18 protein-coding genes and 3 tRNA genes are annotated in these 21,517 nt (G+C 35.6%); 8 read left to right on the forward strand and 13 right to left on the reverse strand.

All coding sequences use genetic code 11. From position 1 onward, the window contains the following. Positions 1–1,380 carry a phosphoglucosamine mutase gene (gene glmM, locus N2Z72_09025; GenBank protein ID MCX7697815.1) on the forward strand — a complete coding sequence of 460 codons (1,380 nt, stop codon included), beginning with the start codon at positions 1–3 and terminating at the stop codon, positions 1,378–1,380. Between the two features lie 30 nt (positions 1,381–1,410). Here the strand turns inward: glmM and N2Z72_09030 are convergent, their stop codons facing one another. Genes N2Z72_09030 through N2Z72_09075 form a run of 10 tightly spaced genes read right to left on the reverse strand, consistent with a single transcriptional unit; the run spans position 1,411 to position 9,301 of the window. Then, the gene (locus tag N2Z72_09030; protein ID MCX7697816.1) at positions 1,411–1,578 is read right to left on the reverse strand and encodes a 4Fe-4S binding protein; all 168 of its coding nucleotides are present in this window, start codon (positions 1,576–1,578) and stop codon (positions 1,411–1,413) included. 48 nt (positions 1,579–1,626) lie between these two features. Further along, positions 1,627–2,631: a ketoacyl-ACP synthase III gene (locus N2Z72_09035; GenBank protein MCX7697817.1), complete on the reverse strand. Its 1,005-nt coding sequence runs from the start codon at positions 2,629–2,631 to the stop codon at positions 1,627–1,629. Between the two features lie 10 nt (positions 2,632–2,641). Then, the gene (gene rpmF / locus N2Z72_09040; GenBank protein ID MCX7697818.1) at positions 2,642–2,824 is read right to left on the reverse strand and encodes a 50S ribosomal protein L32; all 183 of its coding nucleotides are present in this window, start codon (positions 2,822–2,824) and stop codon (positions 2,642–2,644) included. Next, positions 2,817–3,308 carry a DUF177 domain-containing protein gene (locus tag N2Z72_09045; GenBank protein MCX7697819.1) on the reverse strand — a complete coding sequence of 164 codons (492 nt, stop codon included), beginning with the start codon at positions 3,306–3,308 and terminating at the stop codon, positions 2,817–2,819. The genes rpmF and N2Z72_09045 overlap by 8 nt, the downstream gene beginning before the upstream one ends. A gap of 3 nt (positions 3,309–3,311) precedes the next feature. Further along, positions 3,312–4,778 carry a WD40 repeat domain-containing protein gene (locus tag N2Z72_09050; GenBank protein ID MCX7697820.1) on the reverse strand — a complete coding sequence of 489 codons (1,467 nt, stop codon included), beginning with the start codon at positions 4,776–4,778 and terminating at the stop codon, positions 3,312–3,314. A gap of 23 nt (positions 4,779–4,801) precedes the next feature. Then, a complete protein-coding gene (locus N2Z72_09055) occupies positions 4,802–5,302 on the reverse strand; it encodes a DUF2721 domain-containing protein (GenBank protein MCX7697821.1) in 501 nt (166 codons plus the stop codon). Next, on the reverse strand, positions 5,299–5,853 hold the full coding sequence (gene lptC, locus N2Z72_09060) for an LPS export ABC transporter periplasmic protein LptC (GenBank protein MCX7697822.1): 555 nt from the start codon (positions 5,851–5,853) through the stop codon (positions 5,299–5,301). Before lptC ends, N2Z72_09055 begins: the two co-directional genes overlap by 4 nt. Continuing rightward, complete coding sequence (locus N2Z72_09065) at positions 5,850–7,274, reverse strand: hypothetical protein (GenBank protein MCX7697823.1); 1,425 nt, start codon at positions 7,272–7,274, stop codon at positions 5,850–5,852. Before N2Z72_09065 ends, lptC begins: the two co-directional genes overlap by 4 nt. Before the next feature lie 15 nt (positions 7,275–7,289). Next, the gene (locus N2Z72_09070) at positions 7,290–8,573 is read right to left on the reverse strand and encodes a hypothetical protein (protein ID MCX7697824.1); all 1,284 of its coding nucleotides are present in this window, start codon (positions 8,571–8,573) and stop codon (positions 7,290–7,292) included. Continuing rightward, positions 8,570–9,301 carry a type III pantothenate kinase gene (locus N2Z72_09075; protein MCX7697825.1) on the reverse strand — a complete coding sequence of 244 codons (732 nt, stop codon included), beginning with the start codon at positions 9,299–9,301 and terminating at the stop codon, positions 8,570–8,572. Before N2Z72_09075 ends, N2Z72_09070 begins: the two co-directional genes overlap by 4 nt. 63 nt (positions 9,302–9,364) lie before the next feature. On the opposite strand from N2Z72_09075, the gene N2Z72_09080 reads away from it, so the two are divergent. Further along, positions 9,365–9,437, forward strand: a tRNA-Phe gene (locus tag N2Z72_09080). Between the two features lie 57 nt (positions 9,438–9,494). Here N2Z72_09080 and N2Z72_09085 read toward each other — a convergent pair. After that, complete coding sequence (locus N2Z72_09085) at positions 9,495–11,666, reverse strand: PKD domain-containing protein (GenBank protein ID MCX7697826.1); 2,172 nt, start codon at positions 11,664–11,666, stop codon at positions 9,495–9,497. A 60-nt stretch (positions 11,667–11,726) separates the two neighbouring features. Here N2Z72_09085 and N2Z72_09090 point away from each other — a divergent pair, with 60 nt between their 5' ends. Continuing rightward, positions 11,727–12,194: a pyridoxamine 5'-phosphate oxidase family protein gene (locus tag N2Z72_09090; protein ID MCX7697827.1), complete on the forward strand. Its 468-nt coding sequence runs from the start codon at positions 11,727–11,729 to the stop codon at positions 12,192–12,194. Here the strand turns inward: N2Z72_09090 and N2Z72_09095 are convergent, their stop codons facing one another. Continuing rightward, positions 12,195–14,480, reverse strand: a complete 2,286-nt coding sequence (locus N2Z72_09095) for an OmpA family protein (protein MCX7697828.1) — start codon at positions 14,478–14,480, stop codon at positions 12,195–12,197. It abuts the gene before it with no gap. A gap of 63 nt (positions 14,481–14,543) precedes the next feature. On the opposite strand from N2Z72_09095, the gene N2Z72_09100 reads away from it, so the two are divergent. The 3 genes from N2Z72_09100 to cysK all read left to right on the forward strand — a co-directional run bounded on the left by N2Z72_09100 (position 14,544) and on the right by cysK (position 15,608). Beyond that, positions 14,544–14,618, forward strand: a tRNA-Pro gene (locus N2Z72_09100). 6 nt (positions 14,619–14,624) lie between these two features. Then, a tRNA-Arg gene (locus N2Z72_09105) sits at positions 14,625–14,698 on the forward strand. Between the two features lies 1 nt (position 14,699). After that, complete coding sequence (gene cysK / locus N2Z72_09110) at positions 14,700–15,608, forward strand: cysteine synthase A (GenBank protein MCX7697829.1); 909 nt, start codon at positions 14,700–14,702, stop codon at positions 15,606–15,608. Positions 15,609–16,247: 639 nt separating this feature from the next. Here cysK and N2Z72_09115 read toward each other — a convergent pair. Next, positions 16,248–18,413, reverse strand: a complete 2,166-nt coding sequence (locus tag N2Z72_09115; GenBank protein MCX7697830.1) for an SBBP repeat-containing protein — start codon at positions 18,411–18,413, stop codon at positions 16,248–16,250. Positions 18,414–18,849: 436 nt separating this feature from the next. Between N2Z72_09115 and N2Z72_09120 the strand changes: the two genes are divergently transcribed. Continuing rightward, positions 18,850–20,775, forward strand: coding sequence for a M1 family aminopeptidase (locus N2Z72_09120; GenBank protein ID MCX7697831.1), 1,926 nt, complete (start codon positions 18,850–18,852; stop codon positions 20,773–20,775). Positions 20,776–21,026: 251 nt separating this feature from the next. Further along, positions 21,027–21,517, forward strand: a 491-nt coding sequence (locus N2Z72_09125) for a hypothetical protein (protein ID MCX7697832.1), incomplete at its 3' end; no start/stop codon positions are given.

Consider the following 21,517-nt stretch of genomic DNA (forward strand, 5'->3'; position numbering starts at 1 on the left):
ATGAGTTTAATCAAATCCATAAGTGGCATCCGAGGCACCATCGGCGGAAAAGAAAATGATACGCTTCATCCATCCATCATCGTTAAACTCGTCCTTGCTTATGGAGAACTCATCAAAAATAAAAATCAACATATACTTCCTCTTCTAATACTCGTAGGCAGAGATGGTAGGACCTCTGGTGAATTTATTCAATCGATCGTTGAAGGAACACTTCTTTCGCAAGGTTTCGAAGTCGGTAGCCTCGATCTGACAACCACTCCAACCATTGAAATAGCCATTCCCTTTCATAAAGCAGCCGGTGGAATCATGATCACTGCTAGTCATAATCCTCCTGGATGGAACGCACTTAAATTTCTAGATGAAAATGGGGAATTTTTAAGCCCTAAAGCTATAAAAGAACTTATCGAACTTTCAGAGAATTACGATTTTGCCACGGTTCCTGAAGATGCTCTTCGTTCTAAAAAAAATATAGGCTCTTTTATTCCAGAACACATCAATCAAATACTTTCATTGGATCTTGTTGATGTTGAAGCCATACGTAAGCGACGTTTTAAAGTTGTTGCCGACGTTATTAATTCTACCGGGGCTCTCGCTTTACCCCTCCTTTTTGATGCTCTAGGCGTCGAAGCAATCTTGATTAACGAAACTCCATTTGGAAAATTTGCCCATGAACCCGAGCCTTTACCTGAAAACCTCCAAGAACTCTCTAAGATTGTCCAAATTTATGGAGCCGATTTAGGTATTGCTGTCGATCCTGATGTTGATAGGCTCGTTCTTATCCAATCCGACGGAACTCCATTCTCAGAAGAGTATACTCTAGTGGCAGCAGCTGATTATGTTTTATCTCAAAAACGAGGTAATACCGTATCCAATTATAGTTCTACCATGGCTTTACGTGACGTTACACACCGTTATGGCTGCATTCATTATCAGTCACCCGTTGGTGAGATTCATGTTGTCGAAAAAATGAAAGCAGTCAATGCCATCATCGGAGGTGAAGGAAATGGAGGTGTTATTTTGCCTTCCTTGCATTATGGAAGAGATGCTCTCGTAGGTATTGCTCTTATACTATCAGGGCTTGCCCAAAAGAAAATCTCACTTAATGAATGGAGAAAACTCCTTCCATCTTATGAAATGATAAAGACAAAAATTAAACCTTCTCTCGATTTCGCATTTGAACATTTTATGAGAAAAATAAAAGAACACTTTACACCTCACGCTGCTGAAATCATAGAAGATGATGGTATAAAATTAATTTTTCAAGAAAGCTGGATTCATATTCGCAAATCTAATACAGAACCTTTAATTCGTATCATTGCTGAAGCTAAAAATGCTAATGAAGCAAACCATTTAATAGAATTAGTCAAAAAAATGATATAAAAAAACCCTCCTTTTGGAGGGTTTTTAATATTATGCCGGATGGATAGCTTCTACAGGGCAAACATCTGCACAAGCTCCACAATCTGTGCAAACTTCGGGGTCAATTTTGTAAATAGGACCCGGACTAATTGCTCCAACCGGGCACTCATCTATGCACGTTCCACATGCCGTGCAATCTTCACTAATTACGTATGCCATTGCTTTAGATTTTGATGTCCAAAATTAAACTTTTTTTTAAAAAAAACTTTAAAACTGACTACCATCATATGCCCACTTCAAATAAATAGCACCCCATGTAAAACCTGCGCCAAAAGTCGCAAGAATAATATTATCACCTTCTCTGAGCTGATTTTCATAATCCAACAAACATAAAGGCAGGGTAGCAGCAGTTGTATTACCATAGCGTTCGATGTTAATCATGACCTTGTCTTTATCGAGTCCCATCATATGAGCTGTAGCTTCAATAATTCGAATGTTCGCTTGATGAGGAACCAACCATTGAATATCTTTGTAAGTCAGGTTATTTCGTTTCATGATTTCCAAAGACACTTCTGCCATTTTAGAAACAGCCCATTTAAACACAGCCTGTCCTTCTTGATAAATAAAATGCTCCCGGTTTGTTACAGTTTCTATGGAAGCAGGATAGCAACTTCCACCTGCTTTTTGATAAAGATGGTGTCTTCCTATTCCATCGCTTCTCATAATCATGTCGATAACACCATAAGGGGAATCTTCTTCAGCGACAACCAACACAGCGCCAGCCCCATCCCCGAAAATAGGACAGGTCGTTCGATCTTCATAATTGACAATGCTTGACATCTTTTCAGCCCCAACCAGTATTGCTTTCTTGACTTTGCCAGCTTCAATATAAGATGTTACAATAGAAAGGCCGTAAAGAAAACCGCTGCAACCAGCATTGATGTCAAAATGAAAGGCGTTTTTAATTCCAACTTTATCAGCAATAATATTGGCTGTTGCAGGAAAAACATTATCTGGTGTTACTGTAGCACACAAGAGTAAATCAATTTCGTCTGGAGAAGTATTTGTTTTTTCAAGCAATTTTTGAACAGCAGGGGCGCCTAAATCACTTGATCCCTTACCTATTTCTTTTAAAATATGACGGGTCTTGATACCTATTCTCGTCATAATCCATTCGTCAGATGTATCTACCATCTGACTAAGCTCGTCGTTGGTTAAAATATAATCGGGAAGCACCCCTGTAACTCCCCTGATAACAGCTCTATAGGCCATGACTTACGTTTTAGGAGCGATTTACTTCAATGACCTGCCGCCCACGATAATAACCACACTCCATGCAAACATGATGTAACTTAACAGCAGCACCACAATTGGAACAAAAATAAATGGTCGGAGCTGTTTTTTTAAACTGTGACCTTCTTTTCCTTGTTCTACTCTTCGAAAATCGATACTTCGGATTAGCCATTTCTCTTTGATATTTGATGAAACAAAGGTAATTCATCCCGAACTTTCAGAGATTGAATGATTTTTTCCATCTCTGGATCACACTCTCCTTCAGGATGAACAATTTTCATTGGCAAAGATAGAAAAATTATTTCTCTGATAAAAAAATTAAAATCTATCTCGTTTTCATTTTCATTGTAATAAATTAAATTTTCGTCAAAAGAAATTTCCTTTTTATATGTTTCCTGAGCAATTAGATGTTCTTTTCTTGAAATTGATAAAGTTACTGGCAGTAAACACCTATCACAAACATGAGTTACACTTCCCTCGAAATTAAAATCAAACTCCATTATTCGTTCTTTTTTTCTAAGCACCACAGAAATATTAACATCCGCAAAGTCAAGTTGATCAAAATCGTCATTTTCAAAAAAAGAAGTATCTACGTGCCAGTTGAAGTAATGAACACCATCTCTCAATCCACGAAAAGCTATGATAAAATTTTTCACGAATTATTTTTTTGATGACTGAGTTTGCTGTTGTTGTTGTAAAAACTTTGCCAAAAATTTATCTTGGGATGGTGCTACCTGTGGTCCTGCAGGGTAAGTTTTTTGCGTAACAGGATGAATAAGTTCGTAATTAATAATTTCTAAAGTTTTATTGTTCATGCGTTGAATTCCTCTCACTTGAACATTTTTCTGGCTTTCTTTCATGGTTTTTGCTTCCTCGGGAGTTATTTTTACCTTGTAAGATAGGTTATTGAATTCAATAGGTAATTCGTTCTGCGTAGCATCATATGTTCCAAGTTTTACTGGGAAAAATACATATTTATATGAAGCCAGAATTTCCTGTTCCTCCTTTTCTTTCTGAGCTTTAAGCATGGCTTCGTATTCTTTTTCACAATCTTTAATTTTTAAGTTCTTCTGCCGCTCATATTCTTTTATCCTTTTGTTGTATTGATCATTTGTTTCAAATTCAGCTTTGGGTTTCGCTAAATCAGCAAAAGAATCCATTTTTTGTCTTAAACAATCATAAAATTTAAACTCATTTGCATTGAACAATTTCACTATTCCGTCAGAACCAGCAGTTAAAATATACGATTTAGGTTCGAAGACATATAATTTTCTTATGACATTCTTCGAAATATTTTTCTTACTTACAGAATTTCCATTGTTCATATCAAAAACCTGGAAATCGCCATTCTTTTCAACGGTAAATAAAAATCTGCCATTCAAAAAAAACTTAGCATCCATAACTGGCGATGAAAAAGTAGTAAACAAAAACCGTCTGGAATTGTTATCTACATTCCACACGACCACCTGATTGTCATCTCCACAGGAAACAATATATTTTGCATCGGGAGAAAAAACTACACTGTTTACTGCCGCTTGGTGCCCTTGATAAGAACGAATAAGATTTCCATTTTCTAGTGAATATAAATAAACTTTTTTATCCCAACTACCTAAAGCTACATATTTATCGTTTGGATCGATATCCACGGAAGTAACACTACTTTTGGGATCTTTGAAAGTATATACTTTACTTCCTTGAGCCACATCCCAAACAATTGCAGTAAAATCTTCACTCCCGGAAACTACATACTTACCATCCGATGTAAAAGCAAGAGCATTTATTTTATCAGCATGTGCTAATATTTCCTTTGTAAGAGACATATTTTGCATGTCCCAAATCTTTATTTTTTTATCCCAACCAGCTGTGGCAATCATTTTGGTCTTTACATTAGGAGCCATAGCAAGCACAAATGATTGATGTGCATCTAAAGACTTTTCCACTACTCCTTTAATTAGATCCAGAACATACATTTTTCCGTCATAACTAGATACAACAGCTTTTCCACCACTTTCCATAAAAAAAACATTCGATAAAATTTGCTGAGATACTGTAATTTCTTTAAGCTGAACTTGACTAAACAAGATACCCCACAACCATCCCCCTAAAATAAAGACCCAGCATTTCATCATTTTTATTTTTTTCTGTAAAGTTATAAATTATTTTTCTTTTGCTTATCCAAAAAAGTCATTGTCCCAAAAATTTCTATTTTTATAATCCTGTAACTCATACCAATTTCTTTCAACATCTTTAACACCCCAGCAAAGACACATATCATACCACCAATAAAAATACCAACTACGAAGTAATAATGGAGCGGTATAATAAAACTTAGGCCAATGAGCAAAGAGGTAAGAATAAAGAAAGCTATCCCGACGATGTACATGGTCACAGCCAACTTAATGTGGCGAACTCGTTCAAAAAACAACAAAAGTTGTTCATCTATATTTTTAAGGCGTTCTACTTCCCATGGTTTTAATTCTTGTTGGTGTTGTTGAATAAGTAGCTTTCTTCTTTCCTCATCAAGTGCTCGTATTCTATTCACAACCAAAGAATATTTATTATTTGTTCCGAGCAAAAGCAAACTACATGCTGATATCATCAGACCAGGAGCAAGCATGGATTGAATAAAAAGAACAACATCATGAATCATATTTCATTGATTTGTATTTCGCCTCTGGGTCTTAAAATTTTATATTGTTCAAATTTTTCATCGCTTTCAAAACCATCTCCCCAAATAATTTTATCTGGTGTTACAATCCGCACGAAAGCACTTGAAAAGATCTTATGTCCGACTTCATCCCAAATCAATTCTTCCGAAGTAAGTCTTTTCCCATCCTGAGTTTCAACAACAACATTATATCTCAAAATAGTTTTTTTTTGGTGCAAAATCCGTTCTGCATATTTCGAGGATATCTTGGCTTGTAAAACTCCAAGTGAATCATAGAAAGCTAGCAACATACCAGCTGGTAATTTAATAATTTCACCCTCCTTCTCCCTGTATCTTTTAGCAACTGTAGCTGTCAATCTTACTTTAGGCAATCCATACTCTGTGTATAAAAAATCAATATCCTTTGCTATTTCGATGGGAAATGTATCTACTTTTACATCAATATTTCTCAATTTACCATTGCTGCAAGAAAGTAAAAAACTAAGCATCGTCAGACTTGCAACAATCCCAAATACTATGAGCCTGTCATTCATCGTGACCGAACCGTTGTGGTTTCGGAATACCAACAATTAATTGTATAAGGCATTCCTGATTGAAGATTGTAAAAAAACAATTTTTCGTTATCAGGAAACCCACTTGCAGCCGCCCCCATTTTCTGATTGATTACGCCAAGTAGCTTTTCATCCTGCGTCAATGATTTAGCCTTAAGATATTTATCATAAGCTGCCCAGTATCCTGCACGTTTAGCAACTTCGTTATCACCACAAGATGAAGCTGTTGCCATGTAAAGATCTCCAATAAGAATGTAAGGCATGGGATCATTAGGTTTAATAGAAATAGCATTAAGTGCAGCAGAGCGAGCATTCGAAAATTGATTTAAAGCTTGATGTGCATTTGCAAGGGTCATATTAGCTTCAAATTTACTTTCGTTATCAGTTAACTTAGGGATGGCATCGTTCAGATATTTAATGGCATCATTGAAGCGTTTTACTCTCATAAAAGCCTTAGCGAGCATAATGCCCGATTCGGGACTAGGATTGATTTTGTATAATGCTTCAGAAGACTTGAAAAACAAGTCACTATCTGTACAACCCTTTCTTGAAAGAAGGGAAGTAATTCGCTGTAGCCATTCAGAGTTAGTTTGATTTTCATCGAATTTAGGTCCATAAATCTTAATGATCATGTCACAGTTAGCCCAAGGTTCAAAAAGATTGTTAAGATTGCTCTCCGTTATTTTGTATTGCTCAATTTTTTTTCTAACCTTATCCGTATCATTACCTGCTGACTTATATTCTTTACTCAAGTCGGCAAGTTTATTTAATGTAAGATCAATTAACCAATCATAATTGGTATATACCTTCGAGGTATCAAGTTTTCCAATCTTAACCAGATCGATGGTAATCTTATACAACAGAGATATAACAGCACTTTCAGATTCTTTTCCTTGCAATTTAACAGATCTTTCTAGTGTAAGGTAAATTTTATCCAGTTCACGAGGTCGGTATTCATACATATCTACGGCTTTTCTACCAAGAATATAACCTTCTCCGTATTGCTTGGAACATCCAAAAGTTTCAATATTTCTATCATATAGCAACAATAAGGTGTCAATATAACGTTCTTTTTTGATAGAATCTTTCTCCTTTTTGATAAAGTATTCATAAATCTTCAATCCATCAAAATATAGGTTCTGGCTCACTAGAGGAGCATTTCTAAAGCAGTAACGCCATGGATCCAGCAAGTAATTAATGGCATCATTGGTATAATTACTGTTTTTCCACTGCTTGAAATTTTCGCGATAAATAGAAAAATTCTTCACGGTCGTAACACTGTCAGTACCGTATTTAGGCGCTTTCACACTACAGGACTTTGGAAAGCTTACATCAGCCAGTTGAGCATGACAATAACCAGCTACTAATATTACCCCAAAAATCCAGAACACTTTTGTTTTCATGGCTTAAACACTTTTTTATCTGTAAAATCTTTTTTCAAACCATTTTTCTGAAAAAACCATGCCAAATTTGAATAAAACATATTGTTGACGAATTAGCTTGTGGTCTAAAGTACCTAAATTTCCTAATTCAATACCAAAGATCAATTTTGATTGCTGTAACTTCTGGTATATAGGTGCAAGTGGCATAATAATCCCTACACTTCCAGATACAGAATTAATTCTTTGATGATTCACCACAAAAGGGATTTGCTCATATCTCATCCCCAAAACCCAGGTTGAACGTTTAAAGAAATTTTGGCTTTTTGAATCAAGTGTAATAAATCCTCCAGCAGAAAAGACAATTTCCTCCTTCAAGGTATCAATATTGCTCAGGGAGGAGTAAGTACTCCAGTTGGTATAAGAGGCATTCACGCCAAACCCTCCATATTGCTTGTTCAGAAAGAATAATCCCCATTTCCATTCTGATGGCAAATATGCATTTCCTTTGCTTTTTTCATTCATTGCTACCGTATCATAAATATATTCGAAATCACCTGAAATATAATACCTGAAGGCATGAAAAGTTATTTCTTCACTAATTTTTTGTCTAATTTTACCACTGATACCCATGCTCATTTCCCAATCGTTAAAATTCATTCTGCATATTAATCCTCCATCAACAATAATTCCTTGGTAAAAATCCTGACTCAAAAGTTTTGTATGCAGAAAATTTGTTCCTGAAAAAACAATTTTTTTATCGTGAGATATAGAACCATATAAGTAGTTGAATTTCAATCCTATCAAGAAATATTTTCTCACCATGATACCTGCTCCTAACCATGCATTATTCAATCCTCCTTTCCCCTCATACGTATTGACAGTCTGAAAAGTGTCAACCAAATCTGAAATGCGAATTTTATAATCAATGGTTGTCAATGGAGCAAAACCCATTCCAAGACTTAGATTTTTGAAAATCTTAAATCCCGCTCCAAAAGAGTTCAAACTCATGTTAAATGGATATGCAACCCTATTTTGTGATTGTATTCTAGCAAACTGACCTGATACATTTCCTGAAAAAAGAAAAGGTAAAGAATCTTCTGAATGTCCTATCATAGCTAAACCAGATGGATTCTGGTAAGAAATAAAAAAAGGAGAGGCATAAGCAATGTTCATCCCACCCATGGTAAAAGCTAAAGCATCGTTACCTTCTCTGTGCGGAAAACCAAATCCAAAACGTGAATATGGAGTATAATAAGTACTCTGGGCTAATAAATATCCCATAAAAAATAAGAACACATTTAAAAAAAGTATCTGTTTCATGTTTGTTTCAATCTCATTGCTGCATAATAAAGCCCCAAAAGTACAAGATCTGGCTCTGCAAAAATCCGATTTTTATCGGAGATTGCAAAATATTTTATATCACCACCAGATATATACACTTTCCCTGTAGGATAATTTGTGAAAAAATCGTGAATTCTGTGCAATAATTCAGCTTTAACACCTTCCATAACACCACTCAATATAGCATCCCTAGTTGAATGACCCATCATATGAGCAAAAGTTTCTGGTTCTATAAACGGTAGTAAATCAGTAAAATTGTGTAAAGATCGAAAACGCATATATAAACCCGGACTTATAGCACCACCTTCAAGTTTTAAAGGTGCTAACATATAATCATATGTAATGGCAGTCCCAAGTTGAACGATAAGTAAAGGAGTGTGAAAACGAGAAGAATAATAGGCTCCCAATGATGCAGAGATTCTATCCTCACCTATTTCATCCCAGGAATAGTTTAATTGTACGAATGAATGCGCTATTGACTTCAACGAAATAAAATCAAGTCTATTGAGTTGATTACGAACAACAGAGCTAAGCTTTTTTACAGATGAATAAACCTTCAAATCTGCTTTCAAAATCTTATTATCGCTTAAAAACTCAACGAATTCTTTTTCTGACGAAGGAAAAGTATTTACGTCTATTTTCTCATACTTAGTTGCTAATGCCCACTTAGTTAGACTGTTACCTACATCCAGTAAAAGAAATTTCATAAAAAACGTGTAAAATTTTTGTAAAATTAAAAAAAGTTATATCTTTGCAAACGCAAAAAGGTTGGCGTCGTAGCTCAGTTGGTAGAGCAGAGGACTGAAAATCCTTGTGTCGGTGGTTCGATTCCACCCGATGCCACCTAAAAAAAAAGCTGGCTTAAGCCAGCTTTTTTCATATACCACATGTCTGACAAGATTATCTCATAATGTGGATTGAACCACGGTATTCGCGAATTAAACCATTGCTAAATTTAGCTTTGATGTAAAAGTGATAAACACCTGGCTCAGCTAGCTTACCATTTATTTTTCCATCCCATCCTTCCTCGGGATCACTAGTTTTAAAGACTTCATTCCCCCAGCGGTTGTAAATATAAAATAGATAAGAACCATGTTCAGAAGATAATCCACGTATCACTGGTTTAAAAACGTCGTTCAAGCCATCCTGGTTGTGAGGAGTAAACGCAGAAGGAATATAACAAGACACATCTACCATAACTTCGACATGAGTAAAAGCTGTATCCTTGCAGCCTTTATCTGAAGTTACTACTTGCATAACATTGTAGCTTCCAGGTGAAGAGAAAACATGGATTGGATTAGGATCAGATGAATATGGTTCAGAAGAACTTACATCATTAAAAAAATAAAAATAATAAAATGCTCCTTGGCTTTGATCAATAAATTGCACAGTTGGATTATCCATACTCACCGTAGAGGGTTCTGCTGAAAATCCAGCTATCGGTAAAGGATAAACTTCGATATAATTGTTTTTTTCAGTAAAAGTAGGACAGTCATTGTTAGAAACCACATCCAATCTAACACTATAATTACCTGGCTGAGTATAAACTTTTTTCGCTATTTCTTGGGTGGAAAATGTTCCATCTCCAAAACTCCATTTGAAACTTTTAAGTGGTTCAGAATAAGTTGGTACAAAAGAAACAACTAAATCCTCACAACCTTTAGGTGAAGGAGTAGCCACAAAATCGATGTGGGGAGTTGAATAAAAACCAATATTTACGGAAGCAGTATTGGTGCAACCTGTTGCTAAATTAGTCCCCGTTACATAATATGTAGTAGCCTGTTGGGGAGAAACATATATCGTAGGAGTTTGTTCGTTAGTGGACCAAAGATATGTATCTGCCCCACTTGCCATTAAAATAGCTGTATCTCCTCCACAAATATATGGAGTAGATGTTGAAGCTGAAACGGCAGGCTTGGGGTTTACCAAAATAGTAATAGAAGCTGTTTTCGTACATCCCGTAGAAGCAATACCTGTAACCGTATAAGTAGTAGTTGATGTAGGAGAAACAACTATGACGCTATCATTTTGCCCATTTGACCATTGATAAGAGTTTAAACCGTTAGCTCTTAAAGTGACGTTTTCCCCTTCACAAATAACGGTATCACTGGCAGACACAGTCATATTTTTCATCGTAACCCTAAATGTATCACGTGCAATGTATTGTGAAAAGTCGCAATTTTCATAAGTTATCACACCTATGTATTCAGTATTGGTAGTAGGAGTTACTTGTATGGTCGGACCATAACCTAATAAGTTACCATTTTCATACCAAGCAATATTAAAATTGGGTGGACCTGCTGGCGTAAACCGCCATGCTTCATTAGTGGCAGACCATGGACCTGTATTACGACCAGGAGGTGTAAATCCTACTGAACCTGTTGAGTTTTGAATTCCAATAACTGCATTCCCACTATTCCAAGAAGTACAAGTTGGTTTATTGAAAACATAAACTTCAATTACATTGGTTCCTTCATACAAAACCACCTGGGAAGTTGATTTTAAACTATTACAACTATAATGAGGCACTTGGTCAAAATTAAACACAAAAGTTCTGCAAGGGTAGGAACCCAAGACAGCCCACCGGATAGATCCTCCATATCGAGGATCCAAATCATGATATACTCCAAAAACAGCATTTTTAATAAGACTAGCACTAGGTACTGGCGAAGAAAAAGACCACGGGCAAAAGGTTGAACCTGGATCAGTAAGTGTAATAACACCATTTGAACCTACCCACACCTTATTGTAGGATCCACCAAAAAAACAAAAATTAAATGGTAGTGTAATTGGACTACTCCAAATATCATCCTGTCCAATTGAAAAAGGATTTCCTTGTGAGACAGGATATGGTGGATTAAATGGGATAGAACTAACGCTGTAAGTATTGGTACTACCTGTTTGTAAATAATTGGCTTTAAGTGTAATGGTGGTAGGCCCACATAGTACAGTATCATCCACGCCAGAATTACCAATCATAGACTTTACATCAATGTACGGACATCCAGGTGCCTGCCCAAACATAAGTAAGGTCCACATGCTAAAAAAAATCCCCCATTTCTTCATGACCATGTCAAATTTCATTAATTTTGATTGCAAAATTATTTAAAAGTTTAATTAACAACAAATTTTATGGGGAGACTCAGAACGAATTTATCAGAAAAAGAGTTAGAAAATATCATTCGAAACTGTAAGGTTTGCTATCTATCGATGGTAGATTTAAATGGAAAACCATATGTTGTTCCAATGAATTTTGGATATGAGAATCATACATTGTTTTTTCACGGGTATGGTGAGGGGAAAAAGATTCAGATTTTAAAAATAAACCCAAATGTTTGCATAGCCTTTAGCACAAGTGAAGAATTAGTTTGGCAACACGAAGACGTGGCTTGTAGCTATTTCATGAAATATAAAAGTGTTCTTGTTGAAGGAAAGGTTTATTTCGTTGAGGATTTGGAAGAAAAAAGAAAAATTCTCAACATTATCATGAAACATTATACAGGAAGGGATAATTTTCAGTATAATATTCCTGCACTTAAAAATGTGTGTGTGTTTTACGTTCCCATTGAAAAAATACAAGGACGAGCATTAAAGTATTGATTATTTTTCCAAAATCCATAAGTGTGAATCATTTAAAACTTTTTTCAATTTATTGATTTCTTGAATGGCTTCTGCTTTGTTGTCGAAAGAAATAAGAGATACCCTAAAAGTTCCTGTAGATGATAAGCCAATGATTTCAGCATTTTTAAAACCTTTTGCTATCACCTCATCTCTATATTTTTCAGCATTTTTTAAAAAAACAAAGCTGCCGCCAATGATATGCCATTTTGGTTTGCGGGGTAATAAAACATCACTGTTCGAAACATTTTGCACAACATCTTGTTGACCTGGAAGAAAACCAACCACCTTAAATTCAACACGACGATTAAGTTGCCGTCCTTCTTCGGTTTCGTTCGTGGCAATAGGTTGATAAAACCCATATCCCTTGTATGAAAGTCTCTGACTTTCAACTCCTGCAGCAATAAGATAATCAACCACAGCTTTAGCTCGCTCGTAAGAAAGTTTTAAATTATATTCCTCTGACCCACGATTATCTGTATGACCTGAAACTTCAATTTTAATTGATGGCATTGTCTTTAATAAAGAAACTAAACGATCCAACTCGTTTTTAGATTCTGGGCGCAACGTTGCTTTGTCGTAATCAAAATAAATATTTCGCAAAACAAATCTGTCACCAATCCTTTCTCCAACATTAATTCGGTCAATAATAGTATCGGGCTTAACTTGAACAAATATGTTTCCCAAAAAATAAGGTCGTTGAAAACTTAAACTATCATACACATCGGAGGGAATTTCAAATTCATCTTCGATACGCAAACCAAAATCCGTTGTTAATTCCAATTTGTACTTTTTACCCACAGGGAGATTCATGGCATATTCACCTGTTTCTTTATCTGAGTAGGTTTGAGCTACCAACTCTCCAGTTTGAGCATTATATGCTCGGAGATAAGTTGGAATAGGTTTGTTATTAATAGTATCCATAATCTTACCATGCAACGTAACCATGTTTTTCATTTCTTCAAGTTGTTCGATGGCGTAAATATCCCAGCTTCCTTTTCCATCTGGTTGATTGGTTGCATAAAATGCCAACTTTCCATCCTGAGTTGGGAAAAAGAAAACATCGTCTCCAGTAGTGTTGATAGGATAACCAACATTGATAGGTTTAGACCATTGACCTGATTTATCATCATATGTGACATAGAAAATATCGTAGCCTCCCATGGTTTCGTGCCCTTTAGAGCTAAAGTAAATAGTTTTCCCATCAGCCAGAATAAAAGGCGAATCTTCATCATATTCAGTGTTAAGGCTTGGACCGGCATTGACTGGTTTTGACCATTTGTTATGGCCTAATCTTTTTGAAATCCAAATGTCTTTACCTCCATATCCACCAGGACGATTAGAAACAAAATATAATGTTTGTCCATCGGGACTTAAACAAGCATGGTTTTCATAATACTTCGAATTGATTTCTTGGGCTAGTTTTTCAGGAGCAGACCATTTACCATCAGCCCACGTACTCATATAAATATTACCATCTCCTTTATCGCTCTTGTAAATGAAAAGATATTTTCCATCCCAGGATATACTGATAGAAGCTTCGTGGTTTGGAGTGTTAACACTTCCAGGTAAAGATCTGACATTGGATGCCTTAAAACTCTTAGGGTCAAAGTCAGCTATGTATATGTCCTCGAAGAACATACCTTTTTCATCTTTTCTTCCACCTGTTGTTTCAGGACGCCGGGAAGTAAAAATGATATATGAAAGATCGGGGGCCATCACTGGTGCATATTCAGGATAAGCTGTATTTAAATCTCTAATAAGAGTCCTTCGAATCTTTAAAGGATATTTCATGATTTTTTTTGCATTCAAAGCAGTTTGAATTAAATAATCTGTTTCTTTAATCCACTCTTTATCTTCAACCGTTAAATAGTATTTGAATCGATTGAGATATTCGATGGCCCTGTCAAAACTATCTTTTCGTAAATATGATTTGCCTAAAAAATAAAATGTAAATACTGAAGCTGTTTTTTCCTTAAAATCACCATAATAATCCGCTGATACATTTTGAGCTGCCCTATTAAGATACTCAATGGCTCGATTCTTATTTTCATCCACAAAATAATAACTTAGCCCCAACAAAAATTGAATATTTGAATTGTTAGGAACCATGCTGTCCAACTTTAAAAGTATGGGAATAGCCTCATTGTAATTTTCGTAGAAAATATATGTATCAGCTAATTCGTATAGTTTCTTAAAACGAGCATTAAATTGTGAAGTTGATGGGAGAGCGATAACGATGAAAGCAATACATAACAATTTATTCATTTTTTTTTGCAAAATTAAGAGTTTTGTAATTTAAAAAAGTTCTATAATTTTGCAAATCTCAGACGGGGCATAGCGTAGTCCGGCTAGCGCGCCTGCTTTGGGAGCAGGAGGTCGCAGGTTCAAATCCTGCTGCCCCGACGATCCGGTCTCGTAGCTCAGCTGGATAGAGCAGCAGCCTTCTAAGCTGCGGGTCGCAGGTTCGAATCCTGCCGGGATCACATGAATTCTTCTGATATTTTGAAATTGATTGGGCGAACTCCTTTAGTTGAATTAAAAAAAATTCAAGTATCGAACAGTGTTAGGGTTTTCTGTAAGCTCGAATACTTTAACCCCGGTAAAAGTGTTAAAGATCGTGCTGCTTTTTTCATGATTGAAGGCGCTTATTCTAAAGGATTGTTATCATCTTCAAGTTACATTGTTGAACCAACGAGTGGAAACACCGGCATTGGTCTTGCTTGGATTTGTGCAACCCGAAAAATACCTCTTGTTCTTGTCATGCCGGAACACATGAGTGAAGAAAGAAAAAAACTCCTCAAATACTTGGGAGCTCAGCTCATACTAACTCCCAAAGAAAAAGGCATGAAAGGGGCTGTTGAAAAAGTACAGGATATTGTTCAATCTGACCCAAAAGCTGTCTTTCTTAATCAATTCAACAATTCCGATAACGTGCGAGCACATTATACTACCACTGGAGTGGAAATCTGGGAGGATCTTGGTAATCAGATTGATGTATTGGTAGCAGGAGTAGGAACTGCAGGAACTATAGTTGGTGTATCCACATTTATTAAAGAACGAAAAAAAATTCATGTTTTTGCTGTTGAACCCTTAGAAAGTCCTGTTCTTTCGGGCGGAAAGCCAGGACCTCACAATATTCCTGGTATCGGAGCTGGTTTTATTCCCGGTAATTACATCCCTTCACTTGTTGATGAAATAATTACTGTTCCTTCAGAGGAAGCTTTGAAAACTGCAAAAACTTTGGCTTTGATCGAAGGAATACCATCAGGAATTTCCGGAGGAGCAAACGTTTGGGCAGCTTTACAAGTAGCTAATAGACCTGAATTCAAAAATAAAACCATCGTTACCTTTATTCCAGATTTTATCGAAAGATATTTATCTGTTATCTTATAAGTAAACCTTCATCATTATTTTAAATTACGAGAAATGATATGCAACTAACATATGAATAACGACTCTATTATGCACTAACAAAAAACCATACATTTTTTGTAGGAAAAAATCCCTATCCAATTACCTCCATTTTCTTGCATCAATACAGCATAAATTACACTAAAAATCAGTCATTGCGGACAGTTTCATATAACAAAACAAACCCAACTCAATCATAACTAACTTCACTGATTTCAGTCATTTAAAGCAAACAAAATATCTCAAACATCTTGTTATTGACATGCATTTAAAAAATTATTCTCATGCTCATTGTCACAATAGAAACTTAATAGAAATTTATGTATTTTAATATAACCCCAAAATATTTACCCCTAATTTTTTTAAGAAAATTTTTTTTCTTTTTCCTTCTTTGCAAATTATGTTACACCATTTTCAGAAAATTATTACCCATCCTACTCAAAAAAATTATTTATTTGTTTACCTTTTCCCCATAACTTATTTAATAAACAAAATTTGTTTAACTCACTTTAATTTCGAAACAAGTTTGAAACAAAAAAATTCACTCTTATCTTTCTCATGGAAACTTTTTTCATTCTGAATTGCTATGTAAGTATATTTTCACATGCACAAAAGCAATCCTCATGAGTCCTGACCCCCCAGATAAGTAGAATAAATCAATTTCTTTCCATTTTTATGTATTTTGGTAACAAAAACATCATTAAATCCTTTCATCATTTTTTGATATGCTCCAACTGTGACATCAAAAGTCCTTGATCTAGTACAACCTGCTACATATGCATTACCTGTCCCATCAATAGCTATACCCCAACTCCATTCATCACTATCTCCACCTAAATAAGTAGAATATATTAAGCCTGTTCCTAAAATGTTCAACTTCGTAACAAAAACATCTTTATCTCCTCCTCCATGTTTTCTTTCATATGCTTTTGAGGTTACATCAAAATCGTTCGATTCAGTAAAACCTGTTATGAAGACAAAACCAGCATTATTTACGGCTATATCAGAACTCCATTCATTGCCGTTTCCACCTAAATAGGTAGAATACACCAACTCAGTACCTACATTGTTAAGCTTCGTAATAAAAGCATCATATCCTCCCGCATTCTTTTCTTGATATGCTCCTTTTGTTACATCGAAATCCGTCGATTCAGTAAAACCCGTTACATATGCATAACCCTTATCGTCCACTGTGATACCCCAACCCCATTCATTTCCACTTCCTCCTAAATAAGTAGAATACACCAAACTTGTACCATCACTATTTAGCTTCGTCACAAACACATCATATTTCTCTCCTCCATGCTTCACCTGATACGCCCCCACAGTCACGTCAAAATCTACCGATTTCGTCCATCCCGTTATATATGCACAACCTGTACCATCCACAGCAATGTCATAACCATAATCAGCATCGCTTCCCCCCAGATAGGTTGAATACATCAAAGCTGTACCCGAACTGTTAAGTTTTGCAACGTAAGCATCTTTTTCCTTTCCTGCTATCGTTTGATAAGCCCCAGATGTCACATCGAAATCATCCGATTCAGTCAAACCCGTCACGTAGACACAACCCTTATTATCCACAGAAATATCGGATCCTGCATCATTCTCACTACCCCCAAGAAAGGTTGAATACATCAATCTTGTACCTGTATTGTTGAGCTTAGCAATAAAAGCATCTCCTTTCCCTCCATACCATGTCTGAAATGAACCAATTGTTACATTAAAATCGGCAGAATAAGTTTCACCAGTGATATAAACACAACCCATACTATCGACAGTTATTCCAAAAGAATAGTCATTACGCTTTCCACCCAAATAAGTTGAATACACCAATGCTGTGCCAGAATTATTTAATTTTGTAACAAACACATCATATTCACCATCATTCTTATTTTGAAATGATCCTATCGTTACATCATAATCCTCAGACCAGGTATAACCCGTTATGTACGCACAACCAGTACCATCCACTACTATATCTTCAGCTTGTTCATCAAAATATTGTCCAAAACTCCTAAAATGCATGAGTGGTTTAATTACCAATCTCCCATGGTAATCGCATTTCTCGATTCCAAAACCCCATGTACGTTCTCTTTCTTCGTACCAACTTTTTACTAACACACCATCATTATCATACGTTAGTAAATTCTCTATTTCCACCATTCCAAATTGTGTTTCAAAAGTCAAACTTCCATTCTCTTTTTTAATTCGATCCATACCACGTAAAGTAAATTTTATTTTATTTACATTTCCTTCCTCACGCACTATCCATTCATAGCGCAACTCACCACCGTCAAAATAATATCTTACATCAATCCCATCGTACACATCCTTCAAAATTACCTCTCGAAATAAACCTACCTCTCTCACATGTCCACCATCGTTTGTTAAGTAATTATAATAACCACCTGCCCTTCTCCTACCTTCTCGAACAGGGTTTAAATTATGTTCCTTAAACTCCATCAATACCCGATGTCCTGCCACAACATCTTCGTATAACTCCATCTCATCTATCCATTTTGTTCCTTTTCCCTCCCCTACTTCTCTGATCCTTTCTTCAGATCGATAAAACGTATAATTTATTCCATATTTTGTAATCCACACATTTATACCATGCATTTTACATAAATAAAATACTTCATCAGGCCACTGACCTTTGTTCTCTATGAAATAAGTCCGCTCCAATTTTGACACACTTTTTAGCACAAGCAGACTTTCACTAATAGGTTTTCCTGCGACTACACCAAAGCTAATAATTCCAAAAATCAAAAATACGTTATTCATTTTAAAATGATTTTAAAACAAAAATAAAAATTTATAACAAAAAATATTTTGGTACATATGTTTTAATCTAATTTATCTTTTTAAGCTATTCAAACTAAAATTTTCATATTCATTTTGTTGTTAAAATATCCTTAAAATGCTAACATTCTTATCCAAATTTTTAAAACCAACATTTTGGAAAGCCAATATTTATTCATCTTTTATTTTTCCCCCTCCAATTCCATGCAAAATTTCAGCTAGCAATAGCAAATCACGTATATAGAAGAAATAAAAAGGTCTCGCTGCAATTCAATTTTTCTCATTTCAAGTTTTGTGAAATAAGTGTCGTGTAATTTAATTGGTTCCCCATCTTGCTGGCTCAAATTTTATGAGTTTTTTTTAAAATATTTCAGTAAACTTTAAGTATGTTTTCGTAAAATTTTATTTTTGAAAAAAAATGAAAAACTTCCTTATTATTTTTTTCATCATCAATTTGGTCACATGGGGGCAAGGTGATTTTACGTGGGTTGAAACGGAATCTGAACAGAAAAAAGCCTTGATAAGTCAATTTTACCATAAATCAAGAAAAACGGCTGGAGCCAACATAGATGTGAAGCACATTCGATTTCATTGGAAAGTAGATCCCGCGATTCATTACATCAATGGATTTGTTAAATATACGTTTCGGTCACTGGAAGACTTGCAGAGTACAACCTTACTTTTGGACAATCCTCTTGTCATTGATAGCATCATCTATCATGGACAAACAATAACCTACTCTCGCCCGAACGATACCCTTGTTATAAATTTTCCTACCACTATTTTAACCGGGCAGATTGATAGTTTTACTATTGTATATCAAGGTGCCCCTAACACATCTGGGTTTGGTTCTTTTGAAACCTCAACCCATGGCAACAACATACCTGTAATGTGGACACTCTCTCAACCATATGGTGCCTATGAATGGTGGCCTACTAAAAATGACCTTAAAGACAAAATTGATTCCATTGATGTTATCATTACCATGCCCTCTGCATTCGTAGCTGCAAGTCACGGACTTCTTTTTAAAGATACAGTTGTTCAAGGACAAAGAGTTATGCACTGGAAGCACCGATATCCCATCGTCTCTTATTTAGTGGCATTTGCCGTATCCAACTACGAACGACAAAATAACCAGGTACAATTATCACAAGGATCTCTTCCTTTAGTGAATTATGTTTACCCTGAACATGCTCAAGATGCACTTAATGCCATTTTTGCACTCAAGCTGGTTATGCAGTTTTATGATTCGCTCGTAGGACCATATCCCTTCATGCAAGAAAAATACGGCCAAGCAGAATTCAACTGGGGCGGTGGTATGGAGCATCAAACTATAAGTTTCATAGGAAATATGACAAATTATGAACTATGTGCCCACGAGCTCATACACATGTGGTTTGGAGATGCCATCACTTGTGGAAGCTGGCAAGATATTTGGCTTAACGAAGGGTTCGCCACCTATTTTACAGCTTTAAATTACGAACGTTTCTTTCCGACTACCTATTGGATGCCATGGAAAATCCATGCCATTCAGTATATTACTTCAGAACCTTATGGTAGCGTTTATGTATACGATACCACTGACGTTTATCGCATTTTCGACGGAAGATTAAGTTATTACAAAGGCGCATATGTACTTCATATGCTACGGTGGATACTTAGCGATTCTACATTTTTCTCTGCCATAAGAGCCTACTACGCCAGTCCTCAGTTTAAATATGGTTTTGTTCGAACCGAAGATTTCAAGCATTTTCTAGAACAACATTCTGGTAAAAACTTGACAGAATTTTTCAACGATTGGGTTTACGGTGAAGGACATCCCATATACTCATGGGAACTATATTACCATAACGATGACAGCACAAAAATCATTCTTCATCAATCAACGTCACATCCATCAGTTGATTTTTTTGAAATGCCTGTACCTGTTTATTTTTTTAAAGGCAATCAGATATATTCCATCGTACTTAACCATACTCAGCCACATCAAACCTTCTACGTTCCTTTTCCTTTTCCAGATTCCATTCAATTAGATCCGCAGCTCTGGATTTTAAAACAATTGCCAGTTCAAGGAATTGTTGGCACTGATGCTTTGCCAGAACAACCCCTCTTTAAGTTATATCCTAATCCAGCCGATAAAGAATCATCCATCAACATAGAATTTCCATACGTCGGACAAATCAGTATTATTAGCACAGACGGAAAAGAAGTACTTACACTATGGCACCAACAAAAAAGTATCCTAGATCCAAATGTGTTAAAACCTGGTGTTTATTACATATCATTCAAAAATGAAAGAATTACAGCTTTTCATAAACTAATCATTTCTAACACAAAAAATTAATTTTCAAGTGTTGTATTTACAAATCTCATTTGCACAAAGACCATAATAATTTGTATTTTCATCAATCTAATTGTACCCAAATGTTAACCGAACAAAAACTCGATTAAATTATCTTACGACTTGATTATCAGAATTTTATTTTTTCATTTTTTCATATCATATGAAAAAATGTTAACCTATTGTTAACCTTAAATTGCCCGTAAACCAAAATTTTCCCAAGTTATGCAGTATTATATTTGTAAAAAAAAGAAATGAAATCATTGTTTAATATTTTATTGCTTTCAGTCATATCAGGTAATGTTCTGGCAGGAAACATTCAAGTTAGTAATGCCAGATTCACAGGTAAAGATACAGCAACCAATACTGTTTACGTTACTTTTGATTTAACTTGGGATATGTCTTGGAGAAGGCCAGCCCCAAGAAATTGGGATGCAGCATGGGTTTTTGTCAAATTTAGACGAAATCCTGTCCTCAATGTATGGGAACATATGGTTTTTCCTTTTGTCGATGGAACAGGCACGGGGGATGGTCATATTCCTGCTCCAGGATCGGTCATCAGAAGTAGCAATGATAATGGAGCAGGTGGTTCGTTCGGAGTTTTTATTTATGGAAGCAGTAATTTCGAACCTCAAACAGTTAACTATACTAATGTTAGACTCAGATGGAATTACGCAAGTCAAGGAGTTTCCGACTGGGATAGCGTAGAAATATGTGTTTTCGCTATCGAAATGGTATATATTCC

This window comes from Bacteroidales bacterium (assembly GCA_026418905.1).
GTDB lineage: Bacteria > Bacteroidota > Bacteroidia > Bacteroidales > DTU049 > JAOAAK01.